Below are 17831 nucleotides of genomic sequence, written 5' to 3'. Positions count from 1 at the left end.
GTTGTATTGGACGACTATTGTTGAAGTTTGCGCCGCCCCTCACCTGCCTGCCGGCATCCTCTCCCCGTATAGTGACGGGGAGAGGGACGCTCTCATCGCCGGTTTCGCCAGTCGCTGACGTCCCAAGAAGGGCACCGAGGTTGCGGCCAGCCACTTCTCCCCGTCACTATACGGGGAGAAGTGCCCGGCAGGGCGATGAGGGGCAGCACTGACGCCCGATAGCTATCCAACCCTGAAGCCGGCCTTGGTCGCCACCGGCCCTAAGCACTGCAATAAGGACTAACAAATGGACATGCTGGACGAACCGGCTGAGAAGCCGAAGGACGATGCCGATGTGCGGGTCGGCCGGCGCGTGCGGGCGCTGCGGCTGGAGCGCAATCTGTCGCTGGCCGATCTTGCGGCAAAAGCTGGTGTGTCGATCGGGGCGCTCAGCCAGATCGAGCGCGGCATGTCCTCGCTGCGCGTCAAGGTGATCTGGCCGCTCGCCGCCGCCCTCGACATCGAGCCGTCGGCGCTGATCGCCGACGGCAACGATGCGGCCAACGATCTCTATTGCGTGCGCGCCGACAAGCGGCGGCAGATCCCGGTGAAGTCGGAAGGCATTGCCAAGGCGCTGCTGTCACCCCCGGGCGCGACGCTGACCGGCATGCTGGTGACGGTGGAAGCCAGCGGCGGCACGGCCGAGGCCTATGCCCATGCCGGCCATGAATTCGGCTTCGTGCTGGCCGGCGAGGTCGAACTGGTGGTGGATTCGACAAATTACGTGCTGAAGGCCGGCGACAGTTTTGCGTTCAAGAGCACGCTTTTGCATGCCTTCCGCAATCCGGGCGCCGAGCGTTGCCAGATCCTCTGGGTCAACACCACGAAGCCGTCCGAGGTTCGCGATGGCGCCTGATCCACTTGTGCGGCTGCAGGCGGTCTCGAAGATTTTTCCTGGCGGCATCGTCGGGCTCGACGCCGTCGACCTCGACATTATCAGCGGCGAGTTTGTTACGCTGCTCGGGCCGTCGGGTTGCGGCAAGACCACCAGCCTGCGCGTCATCGCCGGTTTCGAAAGCCCGTCGAGCGGCAAGGTGTTGCTCGATGGTCGCGATATCACGGCCCTTCGGCCGTTCGACCGGCCGGTCAACACCGTGTTCCAGGACTATGCGCTGTTCCCGCACATGAATGTCGCCGAAAATGTCGGCTTCGGTCTGTCGCTGCGCAAACTGTCTGGATCTGAGCAGGCAAAGCGCACCGGCGAAGCCCTCGACATGGTCGGTCTCGCCGACAAGCTTGGCGCCCGCGTCTCCGAACTGTCGGGCGGCCAGCGCCAGCGCGTCGCGCTGGCGCGTGCCATCGTCTGCGAACCACGCGTGCTGCTGCTCGACGAGCCGCTGTCGGCGCTCGATGCGCATCTGCGCGAACAGATGCAGGTTGAACTGAAGCGGCTGCAGTCGCGGCTCGGCACCACCTTCGTCATGGTCACCCACGACCAGACCGAAGCGCTGTCGATTTCCGACCGCATCGTCGTCATGAACAAGGGCCGCATCGAGCAGATCGCGCCGCCGGCCACCCTTTACGACCGGCCCGCCACGAAGTTTGTGGCGAGCTTCATCGGCACCATGAATCTCCTGCAATCGCGCTTCGTCGGCCGAGACGGCGATCGCCTGCGCTTCGCCGCCGGCGCCCTGCCGCTGGAGGCTATTTCTGAAACTAGCGAGGCACCTGCCGAGGGCGCCACCCGCACCATCGGCGTGCGTCCGGAGGATTTGCTGGCGATGACCGAGGCCGCGCCCGGCACCGCACCGGCGCGCGTCAACAGCGTCGTCTTTCACGGTCGCACGCTGCGCCTTCATGCCGAACTCGGGCAGGGCGCGCCTGTTGTCATCGATGCGCCGCGCCAGGCCGAGGGTTCCCAATTCAGCGTCGGAGACGTGGCGCATATCAGCCTGCGCCGTGGTGCCAACTGCCCGGTGCTACCAAGCTAATTTTGTCGACGTTAAATAACCGGAGCACACGCCGCGCGGTGGCTACAAGCCGTCGGTCAACGGCCGGGGGTATGTCGACTGGTCGATCCACGATTTTCGGGAGGTCAGGGCATCATCGGCTACGGATCGTAGGGTTCGGCCCCTGCTCGAAAATGCTTGCTCCGCCGTTAAGCTTGCGGGCGCTGATGCGGAAACCATTAGCGCCGGTTTTGTTTTCACTTGATTCGTTCCCTTTTTGTTCTAAACTTCTCGGCTTGATACAATCTGCCGGACGAGATCGGTTGTGAGTGGGCAATTTTCATACGGAACCGCGAAGAACGGTCAGACCTTTTTCCGATTTGAAGGACAGAGCCCGATCCGGGAGCCGCATCTGTTTTACGGATTTCTCGTTGAAGACCCGGTCAATGCCATGCTGCGGCGCAGGGCTGAGCACTACAATCAGGAACTGAGATTGCGGGGATGGCTGACGCCAACCGATCAAATGCACATATCCCTGATCGGCCTTGGCGACGGCAAACAGAAGCGTGTGGTGGAGATCGCCCGCCATGTCGGCTTGCTGATGCAAGCCACACCATTCGATGTTTGCTTCGACCGCCTGTCGGCTTTCGGCGGCGGGGCGCTGGTGCTTCGCAGCAGCGACCATTCGCCGACCTTGCAAGCCTTCTGGCGCAAGCTCTCTGCCGTGATTGACGACAGCCCGCTAAAGCCATTCATCACGACCTCGCTGGAGCCACATGTCACGCTGCTTCGCGACAGGAGGGGCGTTCCGAAAGTGCGGGAACGGATCGTTGAGCCGATATCCTGGACAGTGCGGAGTTTTTCGCTGATCCGCAGCCACCAGGGTGAATACAAATGTCCGGCGACCTGGCGATTGACCGGTCAGGACGATTCCCTAGCCGGCATATGAGAAATCGTGGCCACACAGCGGCTATACCAATCGTCCTGACACGGCTTGTCAGCTGTAGTGCCGGCAACGGTGGCGGGCCGGTAAGCGCTTCCCTATTTGCAGTGCGTCTGAACAGGAGGAACACAAATGACCATCGCGGAAATTGCCAAGGATTTCACCGAACTGCTCAAGCAGGGCGATAACAAAGCTGCTGCCGAGAAGTACAACGCCGATGATATCGTCAGTCTCGAAGCCATGGCGGGGCCGATGGCCATCTCCCATGGCAAGGAGGCTCTCAAGCAGAAGGGCCAGTGGTGGCAGGAGAACAATGAAGTGCATGGAGGGTCGGTCGAGGGTCCCTATGTCAACGGTGACCAGTTCGCGGTGCGCTTCAAGTTCGACATCACGCCCAAGGCCACCGGCGAGCGCGTCACCATGGATGAAGTTGGCCTCTACACGGTCAAGAACGGCAAGATCACCGAAGAGCGCTTCTATTATTGAGGCGGAAATGCCACCGGGAGACTGCTCTCTTCGCTCCCGGGTTGAAAACAAGCATGACGGCCAAGACAACGTCCTGGCCGTCATGTGGGAAGATCAGATCGTCTTCACATACTGCGCAAGCTGGTCGGCCACCGTGCCCCAGCCGTCGAAGAAGCCCATCTCTTCATGGTTGTTGCGGGTCGCCTCGTCGCGATGGATGGCGGTGGCGGTGTAGCGCGTGCCCTTGCCGTCCGGCTGCAAGGAGATAACAGCGGTGATGAAGGGTTCCCCTGACGGCCGGTAACCCGGCAACAATGCATCCGTCCACACCAGCCGCTCGTTCGGCACGATTTCGAGATAGCAGCATTGGCGGTCGTTGACCTCCTTGCCGTCTGGCGACTGCATGCGCGTGCGGAACAGCCCGCCCGGCCTGAGGTCGATCTCGCAGTCGGTGATCATCCAAGGCTTCGGCGTGAACCATTGCTTGACATGCTCCGGCGTCGTCCAAACGCGCCACAGCAATTCGCGCGGCGCGTCGATGGCGCGCTCCAGCACGAGGTCCAGTCTGGGATCCGGCTTGAGGGGATAGTTCATTTTTCTGTCTCCTTGAGGGTCATCACATAGGCGTCGAACTGGTCGAGGCGACGCTCCCAAAGCGTGCGCTGTTCGGCCAGCCAGTTTTCGGCAAGCTTCAGCGGCTCGGGCGCCAGTTGATAGGTCCTGACCCGGCCGGTCTTTTGCGAGCGCACCAGCCCGCAACCTTCGAGGATTTTGAGATGTTCGATGAAGGAGGGCAGGGCCATGTCGAACGGTTGGGCAAGCTCGCTGACCGAGGCAGGGCTGCGGTTCAGCCGCTCCACCACGCGTCGCCGCGTCGGATCGGACAGTGCGCGAAAGATGCCGTCGATCGGCGGAGGGCTCGGAGTTGGGGTCTGAAGGCTTGTCATTGGTTGGTCCTGAGGCGCTGTCAAAATACTTAGGGAAATTCCTTAGTGTTGGCAAGGGCAAAACCGAAGGCATGCCGGGGAGCGCTGGCAAAGCGCGCAGAGCGTCCTTAATCTGCGGTCAGATTCGAAATCGGAAGGTCACTGTTTTGACGATCACCATGTACGGCATCACCACCTGCGACACGGTCAGGAAGGCGCGCCTCTGGCTGGAAGGCCATGACGTGGCCTACAGGTTTCACGATTTCAGGGCAGAGGGACTGGATGCGAAGCGGATGGATGGCTGGGCGGGCAAGGTCGGCTGGGAAAAGCTGCTCAACAGGGGTAGCACCACGTTTCGCGAGCTGCCGGACAACGACAAGCAGAGCCTCGACGAAAAGAAGGCCAAGGCGCTGATGCTGGCCAAGCCGACCGTGATCAAGCGACCGGTGCTGGAGGTTGGGGATCGGATTCTGGTGGGGTTCAAGGCTGATGTTTATGAGGCGGTGGTGAAGTAGGGCAGCGCATACACCTCACTTCGTCATCCTATGGCGAAGCAAGGAGCGGAGCGACGCAGCGCAGACCATAGGATCCATGCCGTGATCTATCCGTGTTGCAACGGTGCAGATTCTGCTCCGCTGCGCCTTTCGACTGAGGTCGCGGCATGGATCCTCGGGTCAAGCCCGAGGATGACGAAGGTCTGGCTAACGATGGCTAATTGTGAGCGCTTGCGCTGAGATACCCCGCCAGCGCCACCGCATTGTTATGCGCTTCATCATGCGCGCCATAGAGCAGCGTCACCTTGCCGTGGCTGATCAAGCCTCGCAATTCACTCACCGCCTCGCCGTTCCCGTCCAGCTCAGCACGATACCGCTCCTGAAACTCCGGCCAGCGCGCCGGCGCATGGCCGAACCACTTTCGCAGGTCGTCGCTCGGTGCGATGTCCTTCAACCACAGCGTCAGCGCAGCGTCTTCCTTGCTGACACCGCGCGGCCAGATGCGGTCGACCAGAACCCGCTGCCCGTCATCGGGGGAGGGTGGCTCGTAGATACGCTTGACCGCCAGGTCGAAGGCCATCGCACCCTCCGTACGGTCAAGCCCATTCGCCCTTGCGCATGACGGGCACGCGGGCGCCGTCCTTGTGGACACCATCGATGTCGATCTTGTCCGAACCGATCATCCAGTCGATGTGGATGAAGCTCTTGTTGCCGCCGCGCGCCGCGATCTCGTCCTGGCTGAGCGAGGCGCCGTCGACGAAGCACTTCGAATAGCACTGGCCGAGCGCGATATGGCAGGCGGCGTTCTCGTCGAACAGCGTGTTGAAGAACAACAGCCCGCTTGCCGAGATCGGCGAGGAATGCGGCACCAGCGCCACTTCGCCGAGGCGGCGCGCGCCCTCATCTGTATCGAGCACCTTCTTCAGCACATCCTCGCCCTTCGATGCCTTGGCCTCGACGATCCTGCCTTCTTCGAAACGCACCGAAATGTCGTCGATCAGCGTGCCCTGGTAGGACAGCGGCTTGGTCGAGGAGACATGACCCTCGACCCGCCTTGCATGCGGCGTGGTGAAGACCTCCTCGGTCGGGATGTTGGGGTTGCAGGTGATGCCGTTCTTGGCGGTCGAGGCGCCGCCCATCCATTCATGGCCGTCCGCCAGTCCAACCGTCAGGTCGGTGCCGGGTCCGGTAAAGTGCAACGCATGGAAATTATGGCCGTTGAGCCATTCGGTGCGGCTGCGCAGCGCCGCGTTGTGCGCTTTCCAATTGCCGATCGGGTCCTCAACATCGACCCGCGAGGCGGCGAAGATGGCGTCGGCGAGTTTCACCACCGCAACATCCTCGGCATCGCCGGGAAAAACCTGCCTGGCCCAGGCGAGGTCCGGATAGGCGACGATGTTCCAGTTGATGTCGAAGCCGGTGATCTTTTCCAGCGCCGGCTGGTAGGCCATCGAATTCGCCTTGTTGGCGCGCGCCACTTTCGCCGGATCTTGTGCGGAGAGCAGCGACGGATCCTCGCCGCGCACGGCAAGCCTGGCCGCATTGTTGGAAAAGGCGTTCGCCATGCCTTCATAGAGCCAGCCGGCGGCGCGGTCGAAGCTCGCATCGGCGCCGAAGCGGTAGCGTGCCAGCGTCATCTCGTCATCGTTGAAGATCGGCGTCACCAGCCCGGCGCCGGCCTTGTAGGCATGCTCGACGATCCGCCTGGTCAGCGGCAGTGCCGCGATGGACGACGTCAGCACCAGATCCTGCCCCGGCTGCAATTGCAGTCCGACCTTGATGGCGACTTCCGCCAGCCTGTCGAGCTTCACCGGGTCGATCGATGCGGAAACGCCGCGCGAATGTGTGGTCATGATCCTGCCTGTCGTAGTTTGATGTCCGACCCTACATAGCTCGGTGCCTCCGTCCTTTCCACCGCGATCGCGCCGGCGGGTTCTGGGTTTACGGACCCGAACCGCGCCATGGTTGCCTCGATCTCTTCCCTGATCCAGAGCTTGAAATCACGGACCTTACGGCTTTCCGCCTTGGTGCTGGAGGTCACCAGCCAATAGCCGAGCCCGCTCTGGGCGCGGATTCCGAAAGGCGCCACCAGCCGCCCGTCGGCCAGCGCGTCGGCGGCGAGCAGTTGCCAGCCCAGCATCACGCCATGACCGGCAATCGCCGATTCCAGGCACAGCATCGGGTCGGTGAAACGCGCACCCTTGAGGAAGGCAACAGGCGGAACGCCTGCTGTCTCGAACCAGCTTTCCCAGTTGATCATTGCCCGCTCGTCGGTGATCGCGCAGGTCTGGGCAAGATCCTCGATCGACTTCAGTTTTTGGGCGATCGCCGGCGCGCAGACCGGGAAGACTTCCTGCGCCAAGAGCAGTTCCGTGCGTCCGCCCGGCCATTTGCCGTCGCCGAGCCGGATGGCGATGTCGATGTCCGAGTGATCGAGATTGGCCAGCCGCACCGAAGCGTCGATGCGCAGCAGCACGTTGGGATGCCGGTCGAAGTGGCGAGATAGCCTGGGCAACAGCCACTTCGAGGCAAAGGCCGGCGCCACCGAGACCACCAATGTGCATTGCGTAGTCTCGTCGGCCAGCGCCACGGCCTGGGCAAGCTCACGAAATCCAGCACCGAGGCGGGCCGCGAAGACGGCGCCGAATTCGGTCAGCACCAGCCCGCTCGCCGTTCGCTCGAACAGCGCCTGGCCGAGCTGTTTTTCGGTACGGCTTATCTGCTGGCTGACGGCGCTGACGGAAACGTTGAGTTCACCGGCCGCGGCCGCCAGCGATCCGAGACGGGCAACGGTTTCGACGGCGCGGAGGCCGTTGAGATGGACGCGGTTGAGCATGGCCATTGAGTTTTTCTAAACCGATCCGGCTGAAATCTCAATTGAAAGGCATATCGAAACGGCAGATTTTGTCGGGAGAGACAGACCTGGGGAGCCGGAAATGCTGAGGATTTTGTCGTCGTCGCTGAAGGTCTTTTTCACTGCGAGCAGGCCGTATGAGCCGCGCCCGGACGGCGAGGCGCAGAGATGGCTGATCGATCCGCTTTCGCATCCGGTGCTGAACACCATGTCGGAGCGCGAACTGGGCGATGTGCCGTTCAGGCTGACGGCACGGCGGACGGTGCACGAGAGGGGTTCGTTGCGCGCCGGCGGTCGCTGCTGAGCAGGCGCCAAGCGTTCCGACATAGGAAGTCGAGGCGAGCACGTCCCGCGTACGCACTGGCCCAACAGATGGCGATTGTTTCAGCGACCCCTGCATTTATTGTGCAGTGCGATGACATCAGCCAACTCGACAGCGCTGCGTTTCGCTTTCGCCGGCATGATTGCCATGGCGATTGCCATGGGCATCGGCCGTTTCGTCTACACGCCGATCCTGCCCGGCATGATGCAGGAACTGCATCTGTCGCCGGCCGATGCCGGCTGGATCGCCTCTGCCAATTATCTCGGCTACCTCGTCGGCGCGTTGGCAGCGGCGGGCGGCTGGGCGCATGGGCGCGAGCGCCTGCTGATGCTGGCGGGGCTTGGCGCCAGTGCGGTCCTTGCCGCGCTGATGGGGCTGACCGAAGCGATGGCGGCCTTTCTCGCCATCCGCTTTCTGGCCGGTCTGGCCAGCGCCTTCGTCATGGTGTTCATGGCCAGCATCGTTTTCAGCCATATCGCGGCTGCCGGTCGCAACGACCTGCAGGCCTGGCATTTCGGCGGCGTCGGGCTCGGCATAGCGGCATCGGCGGCGATGATGGCGGTGCTGGTCGCCGAGCATTCGGGCTGGGCGGCAGGTTGGCTGTGGTCGGCGGCGATTTCGGCCTGCGGTTTCGTCCTCGTCGCTCTGTTGGTCAATGAGGGTCCGCTCGGCAACGGCGAAGTCCCCCGCGAGCCGGCACTGCGGATGGACCGGTCGTTGGTCAAGGTCATCATCGCCTACGGCCTGTTCGGCTTTGGCTATGTGGTGACGGCGACATTCCTGGTCGCCATCGTCCGGCAAGGCGGCGGCAGCCGCGTCTTCGAGGCCATTGTGTGGATGGTCGCCGGTCTTGCGGGCTTTCCCTCGGTCTGGTTCTGGCAGAAGATCGCGGCGCGGACCGGCCTCTATGCCGCCTATGCGCTGGCGTGCTTCATCGAAGTTGCCGGCGTCACCGCCAGCGTCGCCATCGGCGGCGCCACCGGGCCGCTGCTTGCCGGCGTGCTGCTCGGCGGCACCTTCATTGCCATCACCGCCTTTGGCCTGCAGGCCGCCCGGCAGCAGGCGCCAAGCGCGCCGCGCCGGATCTTTGCCCTGATGACGGCTGCGTTCGGCCTTGGCCAGATCAACGGGCCGGTCGCGGCCGGATTTCTGGCGCAAATGTCCGGCGATTTCTTCCTCGCCTCGATCACCGCCGCAATCGTGCTGGTCGTCTCCGGCGCCATCACATGGTCGGCTGCGCCAAAATCGCCATGATTGTGGGCTTGCTGTGCCGGGCATCGGGCACAGGCATTTTCTTTCCTACTAATGTGTGACTTTATGCCCGCTGCCGTCAGCTGATTTGCGCCTAGATCGAGGAATTCGCCACAGTGTTCGTATCCTTTTTCCCGCAGCCGAAGCTCTTCTTCTCTTCGGCCGCCCTCTGGAGCCTTGCGGCAATCCTGTTCTGGTTTTTCGGTGGTGAACAATTGGGGGCGGTTTTGGGATTGCCGCCGGCTGCGGCCGGCGCGCCGCCCATCATCGGCATCGCGATCCTCATGTCGCCGCCGTTTCTATGGTTTTATCTCTATTTCGTGTTCTGCGTGGCCGTCTTCTACGCATTCTGGAGCTGGTATTCGCCGCATCCGTGGCAGCGCTGGTCGATCCTGATGACCGCGGTCATCCTGTTCTTCATCTATTTCAATGTGCAGGTCAGTGTCGCCGTCAATGCCTGGTACGGACCATTCTTCGACTATGTGCAGGGACTGATGTCGGGGACTGGAAAGTCGACCAACAGCGAATTTTATATCGGATTGGCCGATTTCTCGTGGCTCGCCCTGGTCGGCATGAATGTGCAGGTGGTCAATGCCTTCATCGTCAGTCACTGGATCTTCCGTTGGCGCACGGCGATGAATAACTACTTCGTCGAGAACTGGGGCAGGCTACGCCATATCGAAGGTGCCTCGCAGCGTATCCAGGAAGACACGATGCGGTTCTCGCAAATCATGGAAGATCTCGGCTCCAGCTTCGTCCAGTCGATCATGACATTGATCGCATTCCTGCCGGTCATGATCCAGTTGCAGGCCCATATCACTGAGTTGCCGATTATCGGCGCGATCCCGCAGCCATTGGTTGTCGCGGCCCTTGCCTGGTGTCTGTTCGGGACGATCTCGGTCATGGTTGCCGGTCTGAAACTTCCAGGGCTGCAGTTCCGCAACCAGCGTGTCGAAGCCGCCTACCGCAAGGAACTCGTCTACGGCGAGGATCATGCGGACCGCGCCCAGCCGGCCACCACCGCCGAGCTGTTCGAGAATGTTCGTCACAATTATTTCAGGCTGTATTTCCACTACATCTATTTCAACGTCGTCCGTTACACCTACCTGCAGGCCGACAACATTTTCTCGCTGCTGATCCTTGGTCCCTCACTGGTGGCGCACAAGATAACGTTCGGCGCGCTGAACCAGATTTCGAACGCATTCGGCAAGGTGACGGGGTCGCTGCAGTTTCTGCTCACGTCCTGGTCGACCATCGTCGAGCTGCAATCGGTCCACAAGCGCCTGCGTGCCTTCGAAGCGACGCTGCAAGGCGAGCCGTTGCCTGAAATCGACCAGCGCTATCTGGCAAGACAGAGCGCCGAGGACCCAGCCTAAGGTTTTGGAAATCGAACCGGGTCGGCGGCTCAGCCGTCGACCGAGACCTGCCTTTGGCCAGCATCCTGGCGCGAAACATAATCGCGAAAACTGATGCATTCGACATCGGCTTTGACGCAGACCTCGCCGGCAAAGCGCTCAAGCGCGTTCCAGTAGGCGCCGTCATTCATCAGCGCGAAGTGGAAGCCGAGCTCAAGCGGAATGCGCTTGCCGGCATACTGCTTGTCGAAGGCGGCGCGAAAGGCAGCATAGGTCCGGTTGGCGAACTCGTCCGCCTGGCTTGGCCGTTCGAAGCCGCCGGAATGCCTGACATAGAGGTTGTAGTCCATGGCGATCACCGGCCGTGACTTCGGTCCTTCCGGAATCTGCGGCAGCGAAAAGTGCACGATGCCGTTGCTGGCCGTCGGTCGGGCAGGGCCTTGCGAGACGCCGCTGGCATCGAATTGATATCCGGCCGCCGGCAGCGCTTCATAGAGCGGCTTGCCGGTCGACAGATACGGCGCGCGAAAGCCGACCACCGCATGCCGCGCGAAATCGCGCCAGCCCTGTGGTTCGGGTGCAATGCCGTTGATCGCATAGGCGTTCTCGAGAATGTGCTCGAACGAACTGAACTCTTTCAGCCAGTCGGCCTTGCTCCAGTCCTTGCCGTCGAAATGGCCACAGCCATGGCTGGCGATGTCGTGGCCTTCATGCGCGGCAAGCCCGATCTGTTCGAGCCGCTCGGTGACTTCCTGCTTCGAGGCGGCAAAGCCGATGTTGGATTTGCCGGCGCCTTTGCCGGGTGCGGTGTATTCCTTGCGTGTCTCCGTCGACAGCAGGAAGACGCAGGAGAGAAAATAGGTGAAGTGCGCGCCGGTGCGCTCAGCCAGTGCCCGGCTGCGTTTCCACTGCGAAATGTCGCGGGCACTGTCGAACGAGATGATGACGACCTGTTTCGGCTTTGCCGGCGCCGGTGGATCGGCCAAAGCCCCACCGGCGGCGGCGAGTGCCGCAAGCGAAAACGCAACAACGCGGAACGGACGAAGCATAGGCAATCTGATCTTCACTCGGGGAACGTCTGCAAGCCGGCTATCGCCTAAATGTGGCGTGGGTGCGATTGGCCTTTTCGGCTGCTTGTCCGGGGCAAACATCCGTTTGCCCCGGACAATAGGCGATTTTCCGGTTGAACCCCTTCCATGCCGGCAAAATTTCGCTAAAACGCGGGCTGACAAAGGCCCGACGGGGCAGGAATGGTTTGATTGATGTCCGACGACAGTTTTATCCGTGAAGTCAACGACGAGATCCGTCGCGAGCAGGCGCAGGCGCTGTGGGACCGTTTTGGCCCGGCCTTGATTGTCATTGCGGTCCTCGTGGTGCTCGGCACCGCCGCCTTCGTCGGCTATCGCTATTGGGACGAGACGCGCGCCAACCGCTCGGGCGATGCGTTCTCGCAGGCGCTGAAGCTCGCCAATGACGGCAAGAACGATGAGGCGCTGACTGCGCTCGATCAGTTGGAGAAGGATGGCTACGGCGCCTATCCGCTGCTCGCCCGCATGCGCGGCGCGACCGTCAAAGCGAACAAGGGCGATGTCCCCGCCGCCGTCAAGGATTTCGACGAAGTCGCCGCGGATACGGCCATTCCCCAGGGAATTCGCGACATGGCGCGGCTGCGGGCAGCGCTGCTGCTCGTCGACCATGGTTCCTTTGCCGACGTCTCCAGCCGTGTCGAGGCGCTGACATCCGACACCAACACGCTACGCCACACGGCGCGCGAGGCGCTTGGCCTTTCCGCCTGGAAGGAAGGCAAGACGCAGGATGCGCTGAAACTGTTCGACCAGATCGCCGCCGATGACGGCGCGCCGCGCAACACCCGCGAGCGCGCAACATTGATGTCCGAGCTGATCCGCGGGTCGGGCAGTGCGTCGTGACCTTCAAAGTCGCCATCATCGGCAGGCCTAACGTCGGCAAATCGACTCTTTTCAATCGGCTGGTGGGAAGGAAGCTGGCGCTCGTCGACGACACGCCGGGCGTCACCCGCGACCGTCGCGTCCATGCCGCCAAGCTTTACGACCTGCATTTCGACGTCATCGACACCGCCGGCTTCGAGGACGCAGGCGCCTCGACCTTGCCCGGCCGCATGCGTGCGCAGACCGGGATCGCCATCCGCGAGGCCGACCTGATCTTCTTCACCATCGACGCCAAGTCCGGCCTGTTGCCCGACGACAGGACCTTCGCCGAGATCGTGCGCAAGTCCGGCAAGCCGGTCGTGCTGGTCGCCAACAAGGCCGAGGCGAAGGGCGCCCAGGGCGGCATGCTGGAGGCCTGGGAACTCGGCCTTGGCGAGCCGATCCCGGTTTCGGCCGAGCATGGCCAGGGCTTGCCTGACCTGCGCGACGCCGTGATCGGAGCGCTCGGCGAAGCGCGAGCTTTCGACGAAAATGAAGATGGCGAAGACTTGGAAGTCGCTGCCGGAGAAGTTCTGATCGGCGAGGATATCGCCGATCCGGATGCCGAGCACACCTATGACGACACCAAGCCAATGCGCATCGCTGTCGTCGGCCGTCCCAATGCCGGCAAGTCGACGCTGATCAACGCGCTGATCGGCGAAGAGCGGCTGCTCACCGGACCGGAAGCCGGCATCACCCGTGATTCCATCTCCGTCGATTGGGAATGGCATGGCCGCCGGCTGAAACTGTTCGACACGGCCGGCATGCGCCGCAAGGCCAGGATCCACGAAAAGCTGGAAGTGATGTCGGTTCAGGACGGTCTGCGCGCCATCCGGTTTGCCGAGATCGTCATCATCGTGCTCGACGCCACCATTCCCTTCGAGAAGCAGGATCTGCAGATTGCCGACCTGATCATCAGGGAAGGCCGGGCTCCGGTGATCGCCTTCAACAAATGGGATCTGATCGATCATCCCCAGGAGCTTCTGGCCGAACTGCGCGAGAAGACGGAACGGCTTCTTCCGCAGGCGCGCGGCCTCCAGGCCGTACCCGTATCGGCCGAGACCGGGCGCGGTCTCGACAAGCTGATGGATGCCGTCATCAGGACCCACAAGGTGTGGAACAGCCGCGTCTCGACCGGCAAGCTCAACCGTTGGCTGGAAGGCATCCTGGCACACCACCCGCCGCCTGCCGTGGCCGGGCGCCGGCTGAAGGTCAAATACGTCACCCAGGCCAAGACCCGGCCGCCGGGTTTCGTTGTCCAGTGCTCGCGGCCCGATGCGATGCCGCAATCCTATGTCCGCTATCTCTCCAACAGCCTGCGCGAAGCCTTCGACATGCCCGGCGTGCCGATCCGCATCGCGCTGCGCACATCGGACAATCCATTCGCCGGCAGGTCCAACAAGCGCAAATAAGCGGTCGGGCTCGAATGAGCCCCTTTGCTCGCGCGAATTCTCCGCAACGTTGGCGGGACAGCACCCCCCTCTGGCCTGCCGGCCATCTCCCCCGCAAGGAGGGAGATCAGCAGTTCGTTCTGACGGCGCCTTTCTTGCAACGTTGAAGATTCGCGAGAGCACTCGCGACATCCAATCTCCCCCCTTGCGGGGGAGATGTCCGCAGGACAGAGGGGACGGAACGCGACACTGGATACCTTTCCGGCTGTCTAAGCGACCTCCTTCAACCGCTCGTCCCGTGGCAGCGCCTGCAACGCCGCCTGCAACAATATGTCGGCTAGCCGCGCTGCCACCGGATCCAGTTCAGCATCCTTCTGGTGCAGTACCAACGCCATTTTGGGCAATGCCGGCAGCCCGGCGATCTCCGGCGTCATTGCGCTGACGCTGGCCGGCAGGCCGATGTCGGTGCGGATCGTCAGCCCCAGCCCCGCCGCCACGGCTGCCCAGATGCCGCCAAGGCTCGGGCTGGAAAAGGCCATCCGCCACGACAGCCCGGCGCGGTCGAGCGTTTCGGTTGCCACCGTGCGCAGAAGGCATGGCGCTTCGAGCGCCACCAGCGGCAGCGGCTCACCGTCGCGCAGGCTGGTCTCGATGCGCTTTGCCGGCCCGATCCAGCGCATCGGCACATCGGCGACATGCTGGCTGTAGGGCAGCGTTTCGCCGCAGTGCCAGGCGAGCGCGATGTCGAGGCTGCCTGACATGACCCTTTCGGCAAGGTCGTGGCTGCGTGCGATCCTGGCTTCGATCTTCACCTTGGGGTGCGCCCGGGCAAATCGGCCGAGCACGTCCGGCAGCACCGCCTCGCCGAAATCTTCCTGCAAGCCGAGCCGTACCCAGCCTTCCAGCTCGACATCATGGATGGCGGATGCCGCCTCGTCATTCAATTCGATCAGCCGGCGCGCATAGCCGAGCATGGTCTCGCCGGCCTCGGTCAAAGCGAGGCCGCGTCCTGATTTGCGGAAGATCGGCGTCGCCGCCTGTTCTTCCAGTTTCTTCAATTGCGCGCTGACCGCCGACGTCGACCGGCCAAGCCGGTCAGCGGCCTTGGCAAAGCTGCCCAGCTCCATACCGGTGACGAAACTGCGCAGGACGTCGAGGTCGAAAGTTACGCGTCGCATGTCTGAAGTCCCGATTTTCAGGATTGTTAGTTCAAAACTTCCTGATTTTCAGGATGAAATTATGGCGGTAGGGACAGATCGTCAAGGCCGGACCACTGGCCAGCACGGGAAATGAAATCATGTCCGCCATCGTCAATTGCACCGATCGGCAGTCGCCGAAGCTCCTGGAAGGTACCGGTTCCGCCGGGAGGGTTTTCAAGCCGGGCCATCGCTGGAAGGTTCTGGGCATCGGCGTTGCCGCCAATGCCGCCTTCTCGGCTACGTTCTCCGGCATCCCGGCGACGGCGGTCGTTCTTCGCCAGGGCTATCATTTGGGCAATGCCGAGCTCGGCCTGGCGCTCGGCCTTCTCGGGCTGGGGGTCGCGCTCAGCGAGCTGCCCTGGGGCCTGCTTACCGATCGCTGGGGCGATCGCCGCGTGCTCCTGATCGGGCTCGGCGCGACGGCGGTGTGGCTCGTGGCCATGGCGATGCTGGTTGTGCCGACAAAGGCCGGTATTCCCGGCGTCACGCTGCTTTCCGCGAGCCTGCTCATCACCGGACTGCTCGGCGGCAGCGTCAACGGTTCGAGCGGCCGCGCCATCATGGGCTGGTTTCGGGAAAACGAGCGCGGCTTTGCCATGAGCATCAGGCAGACGGCGGTGCCGCTTGGCGGTGGCCTTGGCGCGCTCGTGCTGCCCTCGCTTGCGCTGGCTTTCGGCTTTGGCGCGGTGTTCGGGGTGCTGGCGGGCGCATCCGCTCTGTCTGCCCTGTTCGCCTGGCGCTGGCTGCACGAGCCGCCGACGGCGGGCGAGGGCCATCTCGCTTCGGCTGCGGTCGGACCGGCGCCGCTGCGCAATCGCGATGTCTGGCGTATCGCGACCGCCATCGGCCTGCTCTGCTTTCCGCAGGTGGCCGTGCTCACCTTCGCCTCCGTGTTCCTGCACGATTTCGTTGGGTTGGGAACGGCGGCAATCAGCGCGAGCCTCGCCGCCGTTCAGATCGGCGCCATGGTCATGCGCATCTGGAGCGGCCGCTTCACCGACCGTCACGGCAACCGCCGCCAATTTCTTCGCTTGTGCAGCGCGTTCAGCGCCCTTGCCTTCGCCATGCTTTGGCTGCTGGTCCTGTTCGGCCCAACCGTTCCGGGCGGCCAGCTCATCTGGTTGGCTGTCCTTCCAGTCGTGCTTATTGTCGCAGGCATCTCGGTCTCCGCCTGGCACGGTGTCGCCTACACCGAGCTTGCCACCCTTGCCGGGGCCAGCCATGTCGGGACCGCGCTCAGCCTTGCCAACACCTTTGTTTTCGTAGGCTTCTTCCTGGTGCCGGTGGCCATTCCGGGGCTCTTGCACCTTTGGTCTTGGTCCGGCGTCTGGCTGGCGGCCGCCATCTGCGCGCTGATCGCCCGGCCGATCTTCCTGCGTCCGGCCTGAGTTCGGCCGCAAAACCGCCCGACTTCGGAACCACGACCTGAAGCCGGCTGAGAACAGTCCGATCGAAGCCGTTAACGTCCCATCAAGGTTAATGCATCATTTTGCTCTCCAGTGGGGTCTGTCGCGTTCCTGGAGAGTGTTCCGTGCATCGACGTGTGTTGAAGCGGCTGGTTGCCGCCGCCGGTGAGAGAAGACGTGGCTTTCTGCCCCCGTTCGTCATCGGTCTCGGCATCTGGATCGGCTTTCCGACCATCGTCGCCTATCAGGACATGACGAGCCTTGTCTCCGGCCTCGAAGCGAACACCCGCTGGAATTCCTATGTCGAGAAATCCGTCGCCGGCTCGACCCATGCTGCCGAGATGCCCTTTGTCGATTCTGATGTCACCGGCTCCATCTCCGGATCGGGTGTCCACCTGGCCGGTGTCGGCAACGTGTCGTTTCGCGGAAAGGGCGGCAAGGTCAGCGGCACGCCCGATGAGGACCGCGTCGTGCGCGCCGAGAAGAAAGGGCGCATCGTCCAGATGTCTCCCGTCGCACCGCCGAAGAACTTCAACGCCGGCTCGATCTTCGAGCGCACCTCCTCCTTGCTGCGGCCCAGCATGGACAGCGGCCTGAAAATGGCTTTCGCCAAGCCGCAGATCAAAGGCAAGGAAATCCAGATCGCCGCGGCATTCCATGCGCGCGAGGAGAAGAAGCCGGATCCCGGCGTGCCGGCCATGCTGGCAGCGCTGGTCAACAACGACCATCCGGACGTGCTGGCCACCGCCTACGCGCAGTCCGAGCCTGACTATGCCAAGGCATCGCCCTTCGAAGCCCTGCTTCAGGACGAGCAGCCCAATGAGGGCCGCTTCATTCCGCCGATGGCCAAGGGCGATCATTCGTGGATCCAGAACCCGCTGCCCGCCAGTGTCTTCTCCCAGAAGGAGCAGGCATGCCTTGCCAACGGCATCTATTTCGAGGCGAGGAGCGAATCCGTGCGCGGCCAGGCCGCCGTCGCCCAGGTCATCCTCAACCGCGTCCGCAATCCGACCTATCCGAATTCGATCTGCGGCGTCGTCTACCAGAACGACAGCTGGTTCAACCGCTGCCAGTTCTCCTTCGCCTGCGACGGCAGGAAGAAGCGCATCGATAGCCCAGCCGCCTACAAGACCGCCAAGGAGATCGCCATGGCCGTCACTGCCGGCAAGATCTTCATCCCGGAGGTCGGATCGTCGACCCACTACTATGCGCAATATGTCCATCCCGGCTGGGCGCGCACGATGCAGAAGATGACCAAGATCGGCCTGCACATCTTCTATCGGACCTATGGCGGCGGCTGGAGCTGAGTGCGGAGTAGCCGCTGATCTTTGATGTGGCGCGCAGCCAATCA

General features: G+C 62.8%; 19 protein-coding genes. 12 read left to right on the top strand and 7 right to left on the bottom strand.

Annotation, left to right across the window (positions count from 1 at the left end; genetic code table 11):
* Positions 1 to 286 precede the first annotated feature (286 nt).
* From NKJ67_RS05565 to NKJ67_RS05550, 4 genes are all read left to right on the top strand, one after another.
* Positions 287 to 895 (top strand): cupin domain-containing protein, encoded by a 609-nt coding sequence (locus tag NKJ67_RS05565; protein WP_352580754.1) that lies wholly within the window; start codon positions 287 to 289, stop codon positions 893 to 895.
* Positions 885 to 1970 (top strand): ABC transporter ATP-binding protein, encoded by a 1086-nt coding sequence (locus NKJ67_RS05560; RefSeq protein WP_352580753.1) that lies wholly within the window; start codon positions 885 to 887, stop codon positions 1968 to 1970. Before NKJ67_RS05565 ends, NKJ67_RS05560 begins: the two co-directional genes overlap by 11 nt.
* A gap of 409 nt (positions 1971 to 2379) precedes the next feature.
* On the top strand, positions 2380 to 2877 hold the full coding sequence (locus NKJ67_RS05555) for a 2'-5' RNA ligase family protein (protein ID WP_352580752.1): 498 nt from the start codon (positions 2380 to 2382) through the stop codon (positions 2875 to 2877).
* 126 nt (positions 2878 to 3003) lie between these two features.
* Positions 3004 to 3357, top strand: coding sequence for a SnoaL-like domain-containing protein (locus NKJ67_RS05550; RefSeq protein ID WP_352580751.1), 354 nt, complete (start codon positions 3004 to 3006; stop codon positions 3355 to 3357).
* A gap of 93 nt (positions 3358 to 3450) precedes the next feature.
* Here the strand turns inward: NKJ67_RS05550 and NKJ67_RS05545 are convergent, their stop codons facing one another.
* Entirely contained in the window at positions 3451 to 3930 is a 480-nt protein-coding gene (locus NKJ67_RS05545) for an SRPBCC family protein (protein ID WP_352580750.1), read from the bottom strand.
* Complete coding sequence (locus NKJ67_RS05540; protein ID WP_352580749.1) at positions 3927 to 4283, bottom strand: ArsR/SmtB family transcription factor; 357 nt, start codon at positions 4281 to 4283, stop codon at positions 3927 to 3929. Before NKJ67_RS05540 ends, NKJ67_RS05545 begins: the two co-directional genes overlap by 4 nt.
* A gap of 146 nt (positions 4284 to 4429) precedes the next feature.
* On the opposite strand from NKJ67_RS05540, the gene NKJ67_RS05535 reads away from it, so the two are divergent.
* Positions 4430 to 4777 (top strand): ArsC family reductase, encoded by a 348-nt coding sequence (locus NKJ67_RS05535; RefSeq protein WP_352580748.1) that lies wholly within the window; start codon positions 4430 to 4432, stop codon positions 4775 to 4777.
* Positions 4778 to 4973: 196 nt separating this feature from the next.
* Here NKJ67_RS05535 and NKJ67_RS05530 read toward each other — a convergent pair whose 3' ends face one another.
* From NKJ67_RS05530 to NKJ67_RS05520, 3 genes are read right to left on the bottom strand one after another with little or no spacing between them, the layout of a single operon-like run.
* Positions 4974 to 5336, bottom strand: coding sequence for a DUF488 domain-containing protein (locus NKJ67_RS05530; RefSeq protein WP_352580747.1), 363 nt, complete (start codon positions 5334 to 5336; stop codon positions 4974 to 4976).
* A gap of 16 nt (positions 5337 to 5352) precedes the next feature.
* Entirely contained in the window at positions 5353 to 6609 is a 1257-nt protein-coding gene (locus tag NKJ67_RS05525; RefSeq protein WP_352580746.1) for an aminopeptidase, read from the bottom strand.
* Positions 6606 to 7598, bottom strand: a complete 993-nt coding sequence (locus NKJ67_RS05520; RefSeq protein ID WP_352580745.1) for a LysR substrate-binding domain-containing protein — start codon at positions 7596 to 7598, stop codon at positions 6606 to 6608. The genes NKJ67_RS05525 and NKJ67_RS05520 overlap by 4 nt, the downstream gene beginning before the upstream one ends.
* Before the next feature lie 94 nt (positions 7599 to 7692).
* Between NKJ67_RS05520 and NKJ67_RS05515 the strand changes: the two genes are divergently transcribed.
* The 3 genes from NKJ67_RS05515 (at position 7693) to sbmA (ending at position 10559) form a co-directional block, all read left to right on the top strand.
* Positions 7693 to 7914, top strand: a complete 222-nt coding sequence (locus NKJ67_RS05515; protein WP_352580744.1) for a hypothetical protein — start codon at positions 7693 to 7695, stop codon at positions 7912 to 7914.
* A 111-nt stretch (positions 7915 to 8025) separates the two neighbouring features.
* Positions 8026 to 9186 carry a YbfB/YjiJ family MFS transporter gene (locus NKJ67_RS05510; RefSeq protein ID WP_352580743.1) on the top strand — a complete coding sequence of 387 codons (1161 nt, stop codon included), beginning with the start codon at positions 8026 to 8028 and terminating at the stop codon, positions 9184 to 9186.
* A gap of 113 nt (positions 9187 to 9299) precedes the next feature.
* Positions 9300 to 10559 (top strand): peptide antibiotic transporter SbmA, encoded by a 1260-nt coding sequence (gene sbmA, locus NKJ67_RS05505; protein WP_352580742.1) that lies wholly within the window; start codon positions 9300 to 9302, stop codon positions 10557 to 10559.
* Between the two features lie 29 nt (positions 10560 to 10588).
* On the opposite strand, the gene NKJ67_RS05500 is transcribed toward sbmA, so the two are convergent.
* Positions 10589 to 11587, bottom strand: coding sequence for a polysaccharide deacetylase family protein (locus NKJ67_RS05500; RefSeq protein ID WP_352580784.1), 999 nt, complete (start codon positions 11585 to 11587; stop codon positions 10589 to 10591).
* 213 nt (positions 11588 to 11800) lie between these two features.
* Between NKJ67_RS05500 and NKJ67_RS05495 the strand changes: the two genes are divergently transcribed.
* Complete coding sequence (locus tag NKJ67_RS05495) at positions 11801 to 12466, top strand: tetratricopeptide repeat protein (protein ID WP_127811033.1); 666 nt, start codon at positions 11801 to 11803, stop codon at positions 12464 to 12466.
* Entirely contained in the window at positions 12463 to 13896 is a 1434-nt protein-coding gene (der, locus tag NKJ67_RS05490) for a ribosome biogenesis GTPase Der (protein ID WP_352580741.1), read from the top strand. Before NKJ67_RS05495 ends, der begins: the two co-directional genes overlap by 4 nt.
* Before the next feature lie 248 nt (positions 13897 to 14144).
* Here der and NKJ67_RS05485 read toward each other — a convergent pair whose 3' ends face one another.
* Positions 14145 to 15053, bottom strand: a complete 909-nt coding sequence (locus NKJ67_RS05485; protein WP_027036003.1) for a LysR substrate-binding domain-containing protein — start codon at positions 15051 to 15053, stop codon at positions 14145 to 14147.
* A 119-nt stretch (positions 15054 to 15172) separates the two neighbouring features.
* Between NKJ67_RS05485 and NKJ67_RS05480 the strand changes: the two genes are divergently transcribed.
* Together NKJ67_RS05480 and NKJ67_RS05475 are read left to right on the top strand one after the other, a co-directional pair.
* Positions 15173 to 16462 (top strand): MFS transporter, encoded by a 1290-nt coding sequence (locus tag NKJ67_RS05480; RefSeq protein WP_352580740.1) that lies wholly within the window; start codon positions 15173 to 15175, stop codon positions 16460 to 16462.
* Positions 16463 to 16605: 143 nt separating this feature from the next.
* Positions 16606 to 17787, top strand: a complete 1182-nt coding sequence (locus NKJ67_RS05475; RefSeq protein ID WP_352580739.1) for a cell wall hydrolase — start codon at positions 16606 to 16608, stop codon at positions 17785 to 17787.
* Positions 17788 to 17831 lie beyond the last annotated feature (44 nt).

This window comes from Mesorhizobium sp. M0088 (assembly GCF_040322895.1).
In the GTDB taxonomy this organism is placed as follows: domain Bacteria; phylum Pseudomonadota; class Alphaproteobacteria; order Rhizobiales; family Rhizobiaceae; genus Mesorhizobium.
Note: the sequence above shows the minus strand (reverse complement) of the source record. Positions and strands in the feature narration are given on the sequence as shown.

Coding starts and splice junctions, on each gene's coding strand:
- NKJ67_RS05565 (WP_352580754.1), top strand. CDS start 287: ATGGACATGCTGGACGAACCGGCTGAGAAGCCGAAGGACGATGCCGAT.
- NKJ67_RS05560 (WP_352580753.1), top strand. CDS start 885: ATGGCGCCTGATCCACTTGTGCGGCTGCAGGCGGTCTCGAAGATTTTT.
- NKJ67_RS05555 (WP_352580752.1), top strand. CDS start 2,380: ATGCTGCGGCGCAGGGCTGAGCACTACAATCAGGAACTGAGATTGCGG.
- NKJ67_RS05550 (WP_352580751.1), top strand. CDS start 3,004: ATGACCATCGCGGAAATTGCCAAGGATTTCACCGAACTGCTCAAGCAG.
- NKJ67_RS05545 (WP_352580750.1), bottom strand. CDS start 3,930: ATGAACTATCCCCTCAAGCCGGATCCCAGACTGGACCTCGTGCTGGAG.
- NKJ67_RS05540 (WP_352580749.1), bottom strand. CDS start 4,283: ATGACAAGCCTTCAGACCCCAACTCCGAGCCCTCCGCCGATCGACGGC.
- NKJ67_RS05530 (WP_352580747.1), bottom strand. CDS start 5,336: ATGGCCTTCGACCTGGCGGTCAAGCGTATCTACGAGCCACCCTCCCCC.
- NKJ67_RS05525 (WP_352580746.1), bottom strand. CDS start 6,609: ATGACCACACATTCGCGCGGCGTTTCCGCATCGATCGACCCGGTGAAG.
- NKJ67_RS05520 (WP_352580745.1), bottom strand. CDS start 7,598: ATGGCCATGCTCAACCGCGTCCATCTCAACGGCCTCCGCGCCGTCGAA.
- NKJ67_RS05515 (WP_352580744.1), top strand. CDS start 7,693: ATGCTGAGGATTTTGTCGTCGTCGCTGAAGGTCTTTTTCACTGCGAGC.
- NKJ67_RS05510 (WP_352580743.1), top strand. CDS start 8,026: ATGACATCAGCCAACTCGACAGCGCTGCGTTTCGCTTTCGCCGGCATG.
- NKJ67_RS05500 (WP_352580784.1), bottom strand. CDS start 11,587: ATGCTTCGTCCGTTCCGCGTTGTTGCGTTTTCGCTTGCGGCACTCGCC.
- NKJ67_RS05495 (WP_127811033.1), top strand. CDS start 11,801: ATGTCCGACGACAGTTTTATCCGTGAAGTCAACGACGAGATCCGTCGC.
- NKJ67_RS05485 (WP_027036003.1), bottom strand. CDS start 15,053: ATGCGACGCGTAACTTTCGACCTCGACGTCCTGCGCAGTTTCGTCACC.
- NKJ67_RS05480 (WP_352580740.1), top strand. CDS start 15,173: ATGTCCGCCATCGTCAATTGCACCGATCGGCAGTCGCCGAAGCTCCTG.